17 protein-coding genes and 1 pseudogene are annotated in these 15,821 nt (G+C 72.2%); 11 read left to right on the top strand and 7 right to left on the bottom strand.

The features are described 5' to 3' along the window. The first annotated feature begins 33 nt into the window (after positions 1-33). Genes ybeY through era form a run of 6 tightly spaced genes read left to right on the top strand, consistent with a single transcriptional unit; the run spans position 34 to position 3,779 of the window. A complete protein-coding gene (ybeY, locus tag AOK09_RS27125; protein WP_055589883.1) occupies positions 34-522 on the top strand; it encodes an rRNA maturation RNase YbeY in 489 nt (162 codons plus the stop codon). 25 nt (positions 523-547) lie between these two features. Next, complete coding sequence (locus tag AOK09_RS27130; protein ID WP_055589884.1) at positions 548-1,924, top strand: hemolysin family protein; 1,377 nt, start codon at positions 548-550, stop codon at positions 1,922-1,924. Between the two features lie 52 nt (positions 1,925-1,976). Then, on the top strand, positions 1,977-2,342 hold the full coding sequence (locus tag AOK09_RS27135; RefSeq protein ID WP_175609354.1) for a cytidine/deoxycytidylate deaminase family protein: 366 nt from the start codon (positions 1,977-1,979) through the stop codon (positions 2,340-2,342). Further along, a complete protein-coding gene (locus AOK09_RS27140; RefSeq protein ID WP_055589885.1) occupies positions 2,342-2,590 on the top strand; it encodes a hypothetical protein in 249 nt (82 codons plus the stop codon). The genes AOK09_RS27135 and AOK09_RS27140 overlap by 1 nt, the downstream gene beginning before the upstream one ends. 30 nt (positions 2,591-2,620) lie before the next feature. Next, positions 2,621-2,785 (top strand): hypothetical protein, encoded by a 165-nt coding sequence (locus AOK09_RS40445; RefSeq protein WP_157876050.1) that lies wholly within the window; start codon positions 2,621-2,623, stop codon positions 2,783-2,785. A gap of 52 nt (positions 2,786-2,837) precedes the next feature. Beyond that, on the top strand, positions 2,838-3,779 hold the full coding sequence (era, locus tag AOK09_RS27145; RefSeq protein ID WP_055589886.1) for a GTPase Era: 942 nt from the start codon (positions 2,838-2,840) through the stop codon (positions 3,777-3,779). A 7-nt stretch (positions 3,780-3,786) separates the two neighbouring features. Here the strand turns inward: era and AOK09_RS27150 are convergent, their stop codons facing one another. Together AOK09_RS27150 and AOK09_RS27155 are read right to left on the bottom strand one after the other, a co-directional pair. Continuing rightward, a complete protein-coding gene (locus AOK09_RS27150) occupies positions 3,787-4,053 on the bottom strand; it encodes a protealysin inhibitor emfourin (protein ID WP_055589887.1) in 267 nt (88 codons plus the stop codon). A gap of 101 nt (positions 4,054-4,154) precedes the next feature. Continuing rightward, a complete protein-coding gene (locus AOK09_RS27155) occupies positions 4,155-5,207 on the bottom strand; it encodes a M4 family metallopeptidase (RefSeq protein WP_055589888.1) in 1,053 nt (350 codons plus the stop codon). Positions 5,208-5,537: 330 nt separating this feature from the next. On the opposite strand from AOK09_RS27155, the gene leuA reads away from it, so the two are divergent. From leuA to AOK09_RS27175, 4 genes are all read left to right on the top strand, one after another. Beyond that, complete coding sequence (leuA, locus tag AOK09_RS27160) at positions 5,538-7,319, top strand: 2-isopropylmalate synthase (protein ID WP_055589889.1); 1,782 nt, start codon at positions 5,538-5,540, stop codon at positions 7,317-7,319. A gap of 233 nt (positions 7,320-7,552) precedes the next feature. Beyond that, positions 7,553-8,248, top strand: coding sequence for a tellurite resistance TerB family protein (locus tag AOK09_RS27165; protein ID WP_055589890.1), 696 nt, complete (start codon positions 7,553-7,555; stop codon positions 8,246-8,248). Between the two features lie 201 nt (positions 8,249-8,449). Beyond that, on the top strand, positions 8,450-9,196 hold the full coding sequence (gene recO, locus AOK09_RS27170; RefSeq protein ID WP_055589891.1) for a DNA repair protein RecO: 747 nt from the start codon (positions 8,450-8,452) through the stop codon (positions 9,194-9,196). 3 nt (positions 9,197-9,199) lie between these two features. Further along, a complete protein-coding gene (locus AOK09_RS27175; RefSeq protein ID WP_055589892.1) occupies positions 9,200-10,024 on the top strand; it encodes an isoprenyl transferase in 825 nt (274 codons plus the stop codon). Positions 10,025-10,087: 63 nt separating this feature from the next. Here the strand turns inward: AOK09_RS27175 and AOK09_RS27180 are convergent, their stop codons facing one another. The 4 genes from AOK09_RS27180 to AOK09_RS27195 are packed head-to-tail and all read right to left on the bottom strand — an operon-like array spanning position 10,088 to position 13,222. After that, positions 10,088-10,495 carry a Fur family transcriptional regulator gene (locus AOK09_RS27180; RefSeq protein ID WP_055589893.1) on the bottom strand — a complete coding sequence of 136 codons (408 nt, stop codon included), beginning with the start codon at positions 10,493-10,495 and terminating at the stop codon, positions 10,088-10,090. Positions 10,496-10,530: 35 nt separating this feature from the next. Continuing rightward, complete coding sequence (locus AOK09_RS27185) at positions 10,531-11,466, bottom strand: metal ABC transporter permease (RefSeq protein ID WP_055589894.1); 936 nt, start codon at positions 11,464-11,466, stop codon at positions 10,531-10,533. Beyond that, positions 11,463-12,287, bottom strand: a complete 825-nt coding sequence (locus AOK09_RS27190; RefSeq protein WP_079063466.1) for a metal ABC transporter ATP-binding protein — start codon at positions 12,285-12,287, stop codon at positions 11,463-11,465. Before AOK09_RS27190 ends, AOK09_RS27185 begins: the two co-directional genes overlap by 4 nt. Next, positions 12,284-13,222, bottom strand: coding sequence for a metal ABC transporter substrate-binding protein (locus tag AOK09_RS27195; protein WP_055589895.1), 939 nt, complete (start codon positions 13,220-13,222; stop codon positions 12,284-12,286). The genes AOK09_RS27190 and AOK09_RS27195 overlap by 4 nt, the downstream gene beginning before the upstream one ends. A gap of 188 nt (positions 13,223-13,410) precedes the next feature. On the opposite strand from AOK09_RS27195, the gene AOK09_RS27200 reads away from it, so the two are divergent. Then, on the top strand, positions 13,411-14,793 hold the full coding sequence (locus tag AOK09_RS27200) for a glycine--tRNA ligase (RefSeq protein WP_055589896.1): 1,383 nt from the start codon (positions 13,411-13,413) through the stop codon (positions 14,791-14,793). Between the two features lie 107 nt (positions 14,794-14,900). Here the strand turns inward: AOK09_RS27200 and AOK09_RS27205 are convergent. Continuing rightward, a pseudogene (locus AOK09_RS27205) lies at positions 14,901-15,821 on the bottom strand (hypothetical protein); the annotation flags it as partial.

The raw sequence follows: 15,821 nt of genomic DNA on the forward strand, positions 1-15,821 counted from the left end.
AACGACAGCTGAGAGCCGAGAGCCCTACCGATCATGTCGATCGACGTCAACAACGAGTCCGGCTGGGAGGTCGACGAGCAGTCCGTGCTCGACGTCGCCCGCTTCGCCCTGGACCGCATGCGCATCCACCCGCTCTCCGAGCTGTCCGTGATCCTGGTGGACACCGACGCCATGGAGCAGCTCCACATCCAGTGGATGGACGAGCCCGGCCCCACCGATGTGATGTCCTTCCCGATGGACGAGCTGCGTCCGGGCAAGGAGGGCGAGGAGCTCCCGCAGGGCCTGCTCGGCGACATCGTGCTCTGCCCCGAGGTCGCCCTCAAGCAGGGCAAGGACGGCGGCCACTCCATGGACGACGAGCTGCAGTTGCTCACCGTCCACGGGGTGCTCCACGTCCTCGGGTACGACCACGAGGAGCCGGAGGAGGAGCGCGAGATGTTCGGGCTGCAGAAGCGCATCCTGGACGACTGGCGCGCCGAGCGCGGACTGCAGGGCCCCTCCCCGGCCCCGACCACCCGCTGAGCGGGCGGGGAGCTGACAGACGCACATGGGCGGCAACACGACGTCGTTCGTCATCGGCGCGGTCCTGCTGGTGATCCTCGGCTGGCTGGCGGCGTGCGCCGAGGCCGGCATTTCCCGGGTGTCCCGGTTCCGCGCGGAGGAGGCGGTACGCGCCGGGCGCCGGGGCTCGGCACGGCTGCTGGCCATGGCCTCCGACCCCATCCGCTACCTCAATCTGGCCACCCTGATCCGGGTGGGCTCCGAGATGGCGGCCGCGGTGCTGGTGACCGTGGTCTGCGTCCGGGGCTTCCACTCCACCTGGGTGGCGGTGCTGGTGGCCATCGGTGTGATGGTGCTGGTGTCGTTCGTCATGGTGGGGGTCTCCCCGCGGACCATCGGGCGCCAGCACCCTCTGAACACCGCCACCGCGGCCTCGGTGCTGCTGCTGCCGCTGGCCCGGGTGCTGGGCCCGATCCCCAAGCTGCTGATCCTGCTGGGCAACGCCCTCACCCCGGGCAAGGGGTTCCGGGAGGGACCGTTCGCCTCCGAGGCCGAGCTGCGGGCCCTGGTGGACCTGGCGGAGAAGGACTCCCTGATCGAGGACGAGGAGCGCCGTATGGTGCACTCCGTCTTCGAGCTCGGCGACACCATCGTCCGCGAGGTGATGGTGCCGCGCACCGACCTGGTGCTGATCGAGCGCCACAAGACCGTGCGGCAGGCGCTCACCCTGGCCCTGCGCAGCGGCTTCTCCCGGATCCCGGTGGTCGGTGAGAACGAGGACGACGTGGTCGGCATCGTCTACCTCAAGGACCTGGTGCGACGCACCCACATCAACCGCGACGCCGAGTCGGAGCCGGTCTCCTCGGTGCTGCGGCCCGCCGTCTTCGTCCCGGACTCCAAACCCGCCGGCGACCTGCTGCGCGAGATGCAGCAGCGGCGTTCGCACGTCGCCATCGTGATCGACGAGTACGGCGGCACCGCGGGCCTGGTCACCATCGAGGACATCCTGGAGGAGATCGTCGGTGAGATCACCGACGAGTACGACCGGGAGGCCCCGCCGGTGGAGGAGCTGGGCGACGGCAGCTACCGGGTGACCGCCCGGCTGCCGGTGGACGAGCTGGGCGAGCTGTTCGGCCTGGAGCTGGCCGACGAGGACGTGGACACCGTGGGCGGCCTGCTGGCCAAGCACCTCGGCAGGGTGCCGATCCCGGGCGCCGCCTGCGAGGTGCCGCTGCCGGAGGACGACGCCCTGCCGATCGTCGCCCTGCGGCTGACCGCGGAGTCCTCCGCCGGCCGCCGCAACCGCATCGACACCGTCCTCGCCGAGCCGGTGGCCCGTGACCACGGCCGCCGGGACGAGGCCGCCACGGCGGCCCACGGCGACGCGGAGGCCCCGCCGGCGGACGCCTCACGTACGGAGTGAGGTCCCGGGGGCCCGCGGCGGCGTGCCGTCGGCCCCCTCGGGACCGGTCGCTATGCTCGGCGACATGAGTGACGCCGCGTCCGCGCTGGACCCCGAGGACAAGAAGATCATCACCCTGGCCCGCTCGGCCCGGGCCCGCAACGGTGTCCCCGAGGGGGCCGCCGTCCGCGACGAGACCGGCCGCACCTATGTGGCGGGCACCGTGGCGCTGGAGTCCCTGCGGCTGAGCGCCCTGCAGACCGCGGTGGCCATGGCCGTCGCCAGCGGCGCCAAGGGACTGGAGGCCGCCGCCGTGGTCACCGCGGCGGACGCCCCCGCCGAGGCCGATGTGGCGGCGGTACGCGACCTCGGGGGCGCCGGGACGCGGGTGCTGCTGGCGGGTCCGGACGGAGTCCTGCGCACCACCGCCACCGCCTGATGGCCCGCCCGGGCACGGGCGGCGGCCGGGTGGTGCCGGGCTCCCGGGCCTGGCGCACGGCCTGGTTCGTCTGGGGACTGGTGCTGGTGGCCGCCGCCGGCCGGCGGCTGGCCCAGGACGGCCCGGGAGCCTGGTGGGACTGGCTGTACGCCCTCTCCGGGCTGCTGGTCTGGGCCACCCTGCTGATCGATCTGAGACAGCGCAGAACGGCCCGAAAGGCAGTTGGGCGCGTGTTCGACCCCCGTTAGGCTCTCCGTGGAGAGAGGGGGCCGGAGGGCATGGGGGGTTGCGGGTTCTTCGCGGCCGTGCTGGTGGTGCTCTGGGGCATGGGCATCTGGTACCAGACCGGCTCACCGGGCTGGCTGGCCGCCTCGATCACCGTCGCCGTCTTCACCGTGGCCGGCGTGATCCACTCGGCGGGCAGCGGGGGCAGGAAGAAGTAGGCCGTTCGGGGCAGGTACGCCGCACCCTCCCGGGTCGGGGAGAATGGTCGGCATGAGCCTCACTCCCCCCTCCGGCGGCGCCCCCTTCCGCTCCGGCTTCGCCTGCTTCGTCGGGCGGCCGAACGCGGGCAAGTCGACCCTGACCAACGCCCTGGTGGGGACGAAGGTCGCCATCACCTCCAACCGCCCGCAGACCACCCGGCACTCCGTGCGCGGCATCGTGCACCGCCCGGACGCCCAGCTGGTGCTGGTGGACACCCCGGGGCTGCACAAGCCCCGCACCCTGCTCGGCGAGCGGCTCAACGACGTGGTCCGCACCACCTGGGCGGAGGTGGACGTGATCGGCTTCTGCCTGCCCGCCGACCAGAAGCTCGGCCCCGGCGACCGCTACATCGCCAAGGAGCTCTCCGAGGTCAAGCGCACCCCCAAGGTCGCCGTCGTCACCAAGACCGACCTGGTGGACTCCCAGCGCCTCGCCGAGCAGCTGATCGCCATCGACCAGATGGGCCGGGAGCTGGGCATCGAGTGGGCGGAGATCGTCCCGGTGTCGGCGGTGGGCGACAAGCAGGTGGGGCTGCTGGCCGACCTGCTGGTGCCGCTGCTGCCCGAGGGCCCGGCGCTCTACCCGGACGGCGACCTCACCGACGAGCCGGAGCAGGTGATGGTGGCCGAGCTGATCCGGGAGGCCGCCCTGGAGGGCGTTCGCGACGAACTGCCGCACTCGCTGGCCGTGGTGGTGGAGGAGATGCTGCCCCGCGAGGGCCGTCCCGCGGACCGGCCGCTGCTGGACATCCACGCCAACGTCTACATCGAGCGGCAGAGCCAGAAGGCGATCGTGATCGGCGCCAAGGGCTCCCGTCTCAAGCACGTCGGCACCACCGCCCGCAAGCACATCGAGGCGCTGCTCGGCACGCCGGTCTTCCTCGATCTGCACGTCAAGGTGGCCAAGGACTGGCAGCGCGACCCCAAGCAGCTGCGCAAGCTGGGTTTCTGACGGCTCGTCAGGCTCCCTCGCGCAGCACCAGCGAGATCAGCTCCCGCTGGGCGTCGCTGAGGCGGGGATCGGCGCAGTGGACGGTGCGGCCGTCCACCGTGATCTCGTAGTGGAACCCGTCGGGCACACCGAAGGTGGGGGTCCGCAGCCCGGAGGCCATGGCCTCCCGTGCCAGGGCGTGGACATGCGGCGCGTCGGTCCGGGCCGAGGTGTCCAGCTCGGCCCGGCGCGCGATCCCGGCGAGGCCGCCGGTGCGGGTCACCCGGATACGCATGGTTGCCAGTGTGCTACGCAACGGGTCCGCCTGGCGAGCGAATCCCCTTACGAAACGATCTCGGACGGGGCGGGACGCCTGCCGTGCGCCCCGCCCCGGGGTCACCCCGTGACGCCGACCTGGGCCCAGCCCTTGGCGACCGCGGCCGTCTCGCGGCCCTCGCCGTAGCGGGCGCGGGCGGCGGCTGCGGTGGCGGCGGCGAAGGCCGCGAAGTCCGCGTCCGGGTGGAGCGTCCCGCCGGTGAGGGTGTCGTACCAGATCTGCCCGGCCCTCTCCCAGGCGAAGCCGCCCAGCTCGGCCGCCACCAGGTAGAAGGCGCGGTTGGGGATGCCGGAGTTGATGTGCACCCCGCCGTTGTCCTCGGTGGTCTGCACATAGCCGTCCATGGAGGCCGGCTGCGGGTCCTTGCCCAGCACCTCGTCGTCGTAGGCGGTACCGGGCTCCCGCAGGGAGCGCAGCGCCACCCCGTGCACCCGCGGCGCCAGCAGTCCCGCGCCGATCAGCCAGTCGGCCTGGTCGGCGGTCTGCCGCAGCGCGTACTGCTTGACCAGGGAGCCGAAGACGTCGGAGACCGACTCGTTGAGGGCGCCGGACTGGCCCTGGTAGTCCAGGCCGGCGGTGTACTGGGTGACGCCGTGGGTGAGCTCGTGGCCGATGACGTCGACGGAGACGGTGAAGTCGTTGAAGATCTGGCCGTCGCCGTCGCCGAACACCATCCGTTCGCCGTTCCAGAAGGCGTTGTCGTAGTCGTGCCCGTAGTGGACGGTGGCGTCCAGCGGCAGTCCGGCGCCGTCGATCGAGCGGCGGCCGTAGGCCTCCCGGTACAGGGCGTAGGTGGCGCCCAGTGCGTCGTAGGCGCGGTTGACCGAGCCGTCGTGCACCGCGCTGCCGCCCTCGCGGCGTACCACGCGGCCGGGGAGGGTCTCGCTGTGACGGGTGTCGCAGACGGTGCGCTCGGGATGGTCGCCGTCCGCCGTCGGCGGCAGGGCGGTACGCGGTGCCAGCAGCCGGTTCTCACGGTGCCGGGCGTCGAGGGAGAGGGCGCGGCGGGCGACCTCCCGCACGGGGGCGTCCCCGGCCTCGGCGAGCCGGTCCAGGATGTGCGGTGGCACGATGGTGCAGAAGCAGACGTGTCCACGGGCTGAGGAATCCATGTGCACAGAGTGGCGTACCGGTCACTCATTGTCATGGCGTCCGGCAGGGATTCGCCCGGTCCGGCGTCGAGGGATCGTTTCGGCGGTCACCTGCGATGTCTCACGGTGCGGAATGTGTCGCCGGGGCCGGCGGTGGCTGGGTTACCCTGGTTGCATCATGCGTTACGGGCTGCTTCTTCTTAGCTGCCGCGGCGAGGGCCTGTAGATCACACAGAGGCCGGCTCCCTCGTCGCGGGGACCGGTGCTGTGCGCGTATTGCCGCCGCAGTCGTCGGCCGTCGGGTGAATCCACCCCCGACCAGCCCACCGCAAAGAGGAGCAGAGAACAGCCATGACCCAGCCGGAGTCCGTCGCCCGCGCCTTCGTGGAGCGCCCCACCCCGATCACCGCCGCCACCGTCCGCCAGCAGCCGTCGGCGATGCCGTACCACCGCTACTCCCAGTTCGAGACCGTGGACCTGCCGGACCGCACCTGGCCCTCGCAGGTGATCACCCGGGCCCCCCGGTGGCTCTCCACCGACCTGCGCGACGGCAACCAGGCGTTGATCGACCCGATGTCGCCGGCCCGCAAGCGCAAGATGTTCGACCTGCTGGTGCGCATGGGGTACAAGGAGATCGAGGTCGGCTTCCCCTCCTCGGGCCAGACCGACTTCGACTTCGTACGCTCGCTGGTCGAGGAGGAGGCGATCCCGGAGGACGTCACCATCTCGGTGCTGACCCAGGCCCGCGAGGAGCTGATCGAGCGCACCGTCGAGTCGCTGCGCGGCGCGCCCCGGGCCACCGTCCACCTGTACAACGCCACCGCGCCGATGTTCCGCCGGGTGGTCTTCAACGCCTCCCGTGAGCAGATCAAGCAGATCGCGGTGGACGGCACCCGGCTGGTGATGGAGTACGCGGAGAAGATCCTGGGCGAGGACACCGTCTTCGGCTACGAGTACTCCCCGGAGATCTTCATCGACACTGAGCTGGACTACGCGCTGGAGGTCTGCGAGGCGGTGATGGACGTCTGGCAGCCCGGCGAGGGCCGCGAGATCATCCTCAACCTGCCCACCACGGTGGAGCGCTCCACCCCCAACATCTACGCCGACCGCATCGAGTGGATGTCCCGCAACCTGAGCCGTCGCGAGTTCATCTGCCTCTCCTCGCACCCCCACAACGACCGCGGCACCGGCGTCGCCTCCGCCGAGCTGGCGATCATGGCCGGCGCCGACCGGGTCGAGGGCTGCCTGTTCGGCCAGGGCGAGCGCACCGGCAACCTGGACCTGGTCAACGTCGGCCTGAACCTCTTCTCCCAGGGTGTCGACCCGCAGATCGACTTCTCCGACATCGACGAGATCCGCCGCACCGCCGAGTACTGCAACCAGATGCCGGTGCCCGAGCGCCACCCCTACGCCGGAGACCTGGTGTACACCTCCTTCTCCGGCTCCCACCAGGACGCCATCAAGAAGGGCTTCGACGCACTGGAGGCCGCCGCGGCCGCGGCCGGCCACAGCGTGGACGAGCACCCGTGGGGCGTCCCGTACCTGCCCATCGACCCCAAGGACGTGGGCCGCTCCTACGAGGCGGTCATCCGGGTCAACAGCCAGTCCGGCAAGGGCGGCGTGGCCTACGTCCTGAAGAACGACCACAAGCTGGACCTGCCGCGCCGGATGCAGATCGAGTTCTCGAAGATCATCCAGGCCAAGACCGACTCCGAGGGCGGCGAGGTCACCCCGTCCCAGATCTGGGCCGTCTTCGAGGACGAGTACCTGCCCGTCCCGGACGCGCCCTGGGGCCGCATCTCGCTGCGCAGCGCCCAGAAGCTGGCCACCACCGACGGACGCGACGCGCTGACCGCCGAGGCCGTGGTCGACGGCGTGGAGACCACCCTGAGCGGTTCCGGAAACGGCCCCGTCTCGGCCTTCGTGGACGCCCTGGCCGGGATCGGCGTGGACGTACGGGTGCTGGACTACGCCGAGCACGCGCTGAGCGAGGGCGGCGACGCCCAGGCCGCCGCGTATGTGGAGTGCGCCGTGGACGGACGCGTGCTGTGGGGGGTCGGCATGGACTCCAACACCGTGCGTGCCTCGCTGAAGGCCATCGTCAGCGCCGTCAACCGGGCGCAGCGCTCCTGACCCTGACGCGTCACATCCGCGCCGCCGGGGCCGCCCCCGGCGGCGCGGATGTGTCCTTCGCCACATTTTTTCGGCCCGAGCACCGTCCGGGGTACTGACAGGGCCTCACTCGCGTGGCAGCATCGACCCAACCGACACCGGGGTCGGTGGGACGCCCCTGAAGAGTGCTCGGTTGCGTGACCTCGCCCGTGGATTCGGACGAGGGCCGTCGGCTGTGACAGGGGAGTGCGCCTGTGACGCGTCTGTGGGGTGTCCGCCCGTCGTGGCGGACGGAGGTCCTGGGCGAGTTCTTCTGCCCGGGTTGCGGTGGTGACCGGAACTACCGGCGGCAGCAGGGCCGCCGCTGGCTCCGGCTGTTCGGGGCGCCCGTGGTGCCCATGGGGCCGGTCGGCACCAGTGTGCAGTGCACCGCGTGCCGCAGCCGCTACGCCCCCTCCGCGCTGGAGCGGCCCACCTGCACCAGGCTCTCCGGCATGCTCCGCGACGCGCAGTACACCATAGCGCTGGCCGTGCTGGCCGCCGGCGGCACCGCCAACCGCCTCACCAGGGAGGCCGCCTGCGGGGTGATCCGCGAGGCGGGCTTCGAGGACTGCGGGGAGGCCCAGGTGCTGGCGGCTCTCGCCGCGCTCTCCGGCATCGGCTCCGCCGACCCCGTACCGGGCGGGGACAGCCCGCTGGACGAGGTGTACGGCGGGATCGGCAGCGGCCTGGCCATCGAGCTGCACGCCGCGCTGGAGCCGCTGGCCCCGCATCTGGCCCCGCAGGGCCTGGAGCGGCTGCTGCTGCAGGGCGCCTGGATCGCCCTGGCCGACGGCCCCTACCGCCCCGCCGAGCGGGACGCCCTGGCGGCGGTCGGGCACTGCCTGGCACTGGCGGCGGACCAGATCGACGAACTGCTGGCGGTCGCCGCCCGGACCCCGCACCCCTAGCCGGCGGCGCAGGACGGGCCCGCGTCCCCCTCCCGGGCCTGCCCGGTCCCGCACCGGCGCGGGCGCCCGCCCAGCGGCCCGTGGCGCCCCCGGTGCGGGACTTCGGGACGCTCGGCGCGGAACGGGCCCTGGCCCGGTGCCGGGGCGGCGCGGGATGCGGGAGAATGGCTCCATGCCGGATACCCTCCCCACCACCGCCGGATGAGCCTCTACCGGGACGACGGCATCGTGCTGCGCACCCAGAAGCTGGGCGAGGCCGACCGCATCATCACGCTGCTCACCCGCCACCACGGGCGGGTCCGCTCGGTCGCCCGTGGAGTGCGGCGCACCAAGTCCAAGTTCGGCGCCAGGCTGGAGCCGTTCTCCCACGTCGACGTGCAGTTCTTCGCCCGCGGCAGCGAGCTGGTGGGGCGCACTCTGCCGCTCTGCACCCAGGTGGAGACCATCGCCCCGTACGGGGGCCCGATCGTCGCCGACTACGGCCGCTACACCGCCGGCACGGCCATGCTGGAGACCGCCGAACGCTTCACCGAGAACGAGGGCGAGCCGGCCATCCAGCAGTACCTGCTGCTGGTCGGCGCCCTGCGTACGCTGGCGGCCGGCGACCACGAGCCGCATCTGGTGCTGGATGCGTTCCTGCTGCGCTCGCTCGCGGTCAACGGCTACGGCGCGACCTTCGACGACTGCGCCAAGTGCGGCATGGAGGGGCCGAACCGATTCTTCTCGCTGCAGGCCGGAGGGGTGCTCTGCGGCGACTGCCGCGTTCCCGGCAGTGCCGTACCCTCCCCTGAGACACTGGAACTGCTCGGCGCACTGCTCTCGGGTGACTGGGAGACGGCGGACGCCTGTGAGCCGCGGTTCTGCCGCGAGGGCAGCGGCCTGGTCGCCGCCTATCTGCAGTGGCACCTGGAGCGGGGCCTCCGTTCCCTGAGATACGTGGAGAAGTAGGCGATGGCAGCACGACGGCTCTTCGGTGGCGGACGGCAGCGCGAGTACCTGCCGCCCAGCCCGCACCCCAGCGGCGCCCAGCCGCCGAAGATCCCCGGAGAGCTGGTGCCCCAGCACGTCGCCATCGTGATGGACGGCAACGGCCGCTGGGCCAAGGAGCGGGGGCTGCCCCGCACCGAGGGCCACAAGGTCGGTGAGACCGTGGTGCTGGACGTCCTCAAGGGATGCATCGAGCTCGGGGTGAAGAACCTCTCGCTGTACGCCTTCTCCACCGAGAACTGGAAGCGGTCGCCCGAGGAGGTCCGCTTCCTGATGAACTTCAACCGCGACGTCATCCACCGCCGCCGGGACGAGATGAACGCCATGGGCGTCCGGGTCCGCTGGGCGGGGCGGATGCCCAAGCTGTGGAAGAGCGTGGTGCAGGAGCTCCAGGTCGCCGAGGAGATGACCAAGGAGAACGACCTGGTCACCCTGTACATGTGCGTCAACTACGGAGGGCGCGCCGAGATCGCCGACGCCGCTGCGGCGCTGGCGGCGGACGTGGCGGCCGGCAGGCTGGACCCTGGCAAGGTCAATGAGAAGACCTTCGCCCGCTACCTCTACCACCGCGACATGCCGGACGTGGACCTCTTCCTGCGCCCCAGCGGGGAGCAGCGCACCTCCAACTTCCTGCTCTGGCAGTCCGCCTATGCCGAGTTCGTCTTCCAGGACGTCCTGTGGCCGGACTTCGACCGCCGGGACCTGTGGCGGGCCTGCGAGCAGTACGCGATGCGCGACCGCCGCTTCGGCGGCGCCATCCCCAACGAGGTGCCCGCCCAGCAGGGCTGAGGCCGTGTGCGCGGCGGGGGCCCGGGAGGTGCTCGCCTCCCGGGCCCCCGCCGCGTATCGGGTCTAGCGTGCGACGCACTCCCCGCAGGTGCCGAAGATCTCCAGGGTGTGCGCGATGTCCGAGAAGCCGTGCTCCGCCGCCACCGCGTCCGCCCAGCGCTCCACCGCGGGCCCCTCGACCTCGACCGTGTGGCCGCAGCCGCGGCACACCAGGTGGTGGTGGTGCCCGCTGCTGCACCGCCGGTAGACGGCCTCGCCGTCGGCGGTGCGCAGCACGTCCACCTCGCCGGAGTCGGCGAGCGACTGCAGGGTGCGGTAGACGGTGGTGAGGCCCACCGAGTCGCCCTTGTGCTTCAGCAGGTCGTGGAGTTCCTGGGCGCTGCGGAAGTCCTGGATCTCGTCAAGGGCGGCGGACACGGCGGCGCGCTGCCGGGTCGACCGGGCACGCGGCGACGGGCTGGCGGTGGTCACCGTGAGTCCTCCTTGGTCGGGTCTTCTGTCAGGGTTCATTGTGCCAGCGAAGTGCCCGGCGACAGGCGTTGCTCGTCGTCCGGAACGGCGCCCGCGGGATCGGATCCGCTGCGCGGCGCGGGCAGCCGCAGGTCTCGGGCCGCGGCGCCGGAACCGTGGCGCCGCCGGGCCAGCGGGACGGCCAGCAGCCCGATCAGGCCGAAGAGCACCATGGCCAGCACCACGATGGTCGGGCCGGGCGGCAGGTCCTGGTAGTACGAGGCCGTGGTACCGCCCAGCGACACCACCACGCCGATGCCCACGGCCAGTGCCTGGGTGGCGGCGAAGGACCGGGTGACCTGCTGTGCGGCGGCCACCGGCACCACCATCAGCGCGCTGACCAGCAGCAGTCCCACCACCCGCATCGCCACGGTGACGGTGACCGCCGCGGTGACGGCGAGCAGCAGATTGAGCAGCCGCACCGGCAGCCCGGTGACCCGGGCGAACTCCTCGTCCTGGCAGACCGCGAAGAGCTGCCGCCGCAGGCCCACGGTGATGGCGACGACGAGGACGGCCAGCACCACCACGGTGACGATGTCGCTGGCCGAGACGGTGAGGATGGAGCCCCACAGGTAGGTCGTGAGGTTGGCCATCGAGCCGTTGGGGGCGAGCTTGATGATCAGCGCGCCGCCTGCCATGCCGCCGTAGAACAGCATCGCCAGGGCGATGTCGCCGCGGGTGCGGCCGCGCTCGCGGATCAGTTCCATGACCACGGCGCCGGCGGCGGCGACCAGGGTGGCCATCCACACCGGGCTGGTGTTCAGCAGGAAGCCCAGCGAGACACCGGTGAGGGCGACATGGCCGATCCCGTCGCCCATGATCGCCTGGCCGCGCTGCACCAGGTAGAGGCCGACGGCGGGTGCGGTGATCCCGATCAGTACGGCGGCGAGCAGCGCTCGCTGCATGAAGTCGGTGGTGAGCATCTCGGTCATGGCAGCAGCCCCGGGGCGGTCGTACGCGGGCGGTGGTGGTCGTCGGAGGCCTGGGGGTGGCAGCCCTGCCCGGTCAGCAGGGCGGGGTCGTCGTCCGGCAGGCCGGCCAGGCCGGCGGACTGCCGGGGGTACCCCCGTCCGGAGGGTGGGGGAGGGCCGTCGTGGGCCACCGAGCCGTCGCTCAGCACCACGGCGCGGTCGATCAGCGGCTCCAGCGGGCCGAGTTCATGGAGGACCAGCAGCACGGCGGCGCCGCGTGCCACCTCCTGCTGCAGGGTCCCGGCCAGAACCTGCTGGCTGGCCAGGTCCACCCCGGCCATCGGCTCGTCCATGATCAGCAGATCGGGCTCGCCCACCATGGCGCGGGCGATCAGCACCCGCTGCTGCTGGCCGCCGGAGAGGTCGGCCACGCCGTCGCCGGCCCGGTCCAGCATGTCCACCGCGGAGAGCGCCCGGTCCACGGCCTCGCGGTCACGGCGGCGCAGCGGCAGCAGCCCGTGCCGGGAGAGCCTTCCCGCGGAGACCACCTCCCGCACGCTGGCCGGCACGCCGCTCGCGGCGGTGGTGCGCTGCGGTACGTAGCCGATGCGGTGCCAGTGGCGGAACCGGGCGTAGGGGGTGCCGAACAGCTCCAGCGTGCCGCGCTGCAGCGGGACCGAGCCGACCACCGTGCGGACGGTGGTGGACTTGCCGGAGCCGTTGGCGCCGAGCAGGGCGACCACCTCGCCGGGCTGCACGGTGAGGTCCACGCCGCGCAGCACCGGGCGGCCGCCCAGGGCGGCGACGGCGCCGTGGAGTGAGATCGCGGGGGCGGTGGTCATCGGGCGGCTCCAAAGGATGCTTCGAGGTTCTCCAGGTTCTGCCGCTGGATGGAGAAGTAGTCCTCCCGGCCGGGGCGGGCGACGCCCTCGATGGGGTCGAGCACCGCGGTCCGCAGGCGGAGGTCGGAGGCCAGGGTCCTGGCGAGTTTGGGGCTGGTGAGGGTCTCGAAGAAGATGGTGGTGACGCCGTGGGCGCGGGCCTGCCGCTGGATCTCGGACAGCCGTGCCGGACTGGGCTCGGACTCGGGGTCCACCCCGTTGACGGCGACCTGGGTGACGCCGTACCGGTCGGCGAGGTATCCGAAGGCCGCGTGGCTGGTGACGAACTCCCTGCCCCGGTAGGGGGCGAGGCCGGTGCGGAACTCCCGGTCCAGCGAGGCGAGCCGGTCCACCATGGCGGCGGTGTTGCGCCGGTACTCCGGGGCGTGGCCGGGGTCGGCCTTGGCGAGCGCCGCTCCTACGCCCTTGGCCACCGCGGCGTAGCGGATGGGGTCCAGCCATATGTGAGGGTCGCCGGTGGTCCCGCCGCCGGGTTCCGCGCCGGATCCGCCGTCCTCGTCGAGATGGTGGTCGACCAGGGGGGAGAAGTCGGCGGCCTGGACCACCGGGCCGCGGCCGAACTGGGCGACCGCGTCGTCGACTGCGGGCTGCAGGCCCTTGAGATAGACGACCAGTCCGGCCTTCTCCACGGCGGTGATCTGACGGGGTGAGAGTTCCAGGTCGTGCGGTTCCACCCCGGGGGAGGTGAGGTCGGTCACCGCGACATGGCTGCCGCCGATCTGCTCGGCCAGGTACTCCAGGGGGTAGAAGGACGCCACCACGCCGAGTCTGCCGCCGCCTGCGGCCGTGGTGCCGACGCCGCTGCCGCAGGCGGCGAGCGTCAGCGCGGCGGTGGCGGCCATGCCCAGGGAGAGGGCGGCGGATCTAGGGCTCATGACAACCATTCTCATTTGAAGTGGAAACGATTGTCAATTCTCAGCTGTTCGGACGATCCACCCGCCGCAGCGGGGAACGGATTTGAAACCGCTCGGGCCGGGGCCGGTAACCTGAGGTATTCGGTCGTGCCGCCCTGCGGCACCCACCCCGAGTCCCTTGACCGCGTCGTCGTACTGAAGAGAGCACTGTGGCCGCCGACAAGATCGACACGATCGTCAGCCTGAGCAAGCGCCGTGGCTTCGTCTACCCCTGCAGCGAGATCTACGGTGGTCAGAAGGCCGCCTGGGACTACGGGCCACTGGGTGTCGAGCTCAAGGAGAACATCAAGCGGCAGTGGTGGCGTTCCATGGTCACCAGCCGCGAGGACGTGGTGGGTATCGACTCGTCGGTGATCCTCGCCCGCGAGGTGTGGGAGGCCTCCGGTCACGTCGCGACCTTCAACGACCCGCTGACCGAGTGCCTCTCCTGCCACAAGCGCTTCCGCGCGGACCACCTGGAGGAGGCGTACGAGGCCAAGCACGGCCATGTCCCGGCCGGCGGCCTCGCCGACGTCAACTGCCCCAACTGCGGCAACAAGGGCTCCTTCACCGAGCCCAAGCAGTTCTCCGGCATGCTCAAGACCCACCTGGGCGTCACCGAGGACGCCTCCGGCCTGGCCTACCTGCGCCCGGAGACCGCCCAGGGCATCTTCGTCAACTTCAAGGCCGTCCAGCAGACCTCGCGAAAGAAGCCGCCGTTCGGCATCGCCCAGACCGGCAAGTCCTTCCGCAACGAGATCACCCCCGGCAACTTCATCTTCCGCACCCGCGAGTTCGAGCAGATGGAGATGGAGTTCTTCGTCAAGCCGGGCGAGGACGAGAAGTGGCACGAGTACTGGCTCCAGGAGCGCTGGAACTGGTACGTCGGCCTCGGCGTCAACCCGGACAACATGCGCTTCTTCGAGCACCCCAAGGAGAAGCTGTCCCACTACGCCAAGCGCACCGTGGACATCGAGTACCGCTTCAACTTCGGTGGCCAGGAGTTCTCCGAGCTGGAGGGCATCGCCAACCGCACCGACTACGACCTGTCGGTGCACGCCGAGAACTCCGGCCAGGACCTGAAGTACTTCGACCAGGAGTCCGGCGAGCGCTGGTTCCCCTACGTCATCGAGCCCGCGGCCGGCCTCAACCGCGCCATGCTGGCCTTCCTCCTCGACGCCTACTTCGAGGACGAGGCCCCCAACGCCAAGGGCGTCATGGAGAAGCGCGTCGGCATGCGTCTCGACCCGCGCCTGGCCCCGGTGAAGGTCGCGGTGCTGCCGCTCTCCCGTAACACCGACCTCTCCCCGAAGGCCCGCGGTCTGGCCGCCGACCTCCGGCAGGCCTGGAACGTGGAGTTCGACGACGCCGGCGCCATCGGCAAGCGCTACCGCCGGCAGGACGAGATCGGCACCCCGTTCTGCGTCACCGTCGACTTCGACACCCTCGAGGACAACGCGGTGACCGTCCGGGAGCGCGACACCATGGCCCAGGAGCGCGTCTCCCTGGACCAGGTCAAGTCCTACCTCGCCGCCCGCCTGATCGGCTGCTGAGACCCACCGGCCGCCCGGCACCAGGGGCGCCCCACCCGGTCACGGGTGGGGCGCCCCTCGCGTGTCCGCGGTGCGTGGACGGGGCCCGCACGGGCGGTGATACCGGGTCAGCTCCTGCGGCGGACCGGGCGGGACCGCGGCGGGGCGTCGGCCTGCAGCGGGAGTCCGGCCAGCCGCAGCGCCGCCGCGATGTCCCGGCGGCGTTCGGTGGCCGCCTCCCCGGCCGCGGCCAGCAGCCGGGCGTACGGGGCCCAGTCGCCTGCGGACACCAGCAGGGAACCCAGTTCCGCCAGATCGCCGGACTGCCGCCCGCGGACCGCGGCCTCCAGCAGCCCCCCGCACTCGGTCGCCCGCCCCGCCTGCTCCAGGGCCGCCGCCAGTGCCGCGACCTCGGCCGGGGCGCGGCTGGAGGCCTGCCCCAGCAGGCTCCGCAGATCCACCGTGCGGCCCGCGTCCGCCAGCGCCGCCGCCAGCTCCGCGACCTCGGCCGGGGGCGCGGACGCCGACTCCCAGAGCAGGGTCGCCGCGTCGGCGGCCTGCCCGGTCTGCTCCAGCGCGCCGAACAGCGGCACCAGCCGGTCCGCCGACCACGACCACAGCTGGTGGAACAGCTCCTGGGACTCCTCCACCAGGTCGGCCCGGCGAAGCAGCGCCAGGAGCCGGGCGACATGGTCCGCCGGGCCGCGGGCGGCCGAGCGGGCCAGACAGCCTGCCGATCCCGGCGGCCCCTGGGCCCGCAGCCGGGCGGCCAGCGAGGCCACCTGCTCCGGGGTCAGTGCCAGCGAGGCCTCCAGCACGGCGGCCACGGACTCCCGGACCCGCCCGGCGGCGTGCAGCTGTGACACCCGGGCCGCCAGGGCGGCCAGGTCCGTGGAGGCCGCGGAACCGGCCGGACGGGGGCCGGGCGCACCGGACCCGTCGGTGCGGGGGCCGGGCGGGGGAGCGGACCGGCCTCGCTGCCGGTCCGGCGCAGCGGGCGGCCCGGGATCCGGCTCCGCGCCCCCCCGTCCGCCGCCGGGGCGGGCCCC

This window comes from Peterkaempfera griseoplana (genome assembly GCF_001418575.1).
GTDB lineage: Bacteria > Actinomycetota > Actinomycetes > Streptomycetales > Streptomycetaceae > Peterkaempfera > Peterkaempfera griseoplana.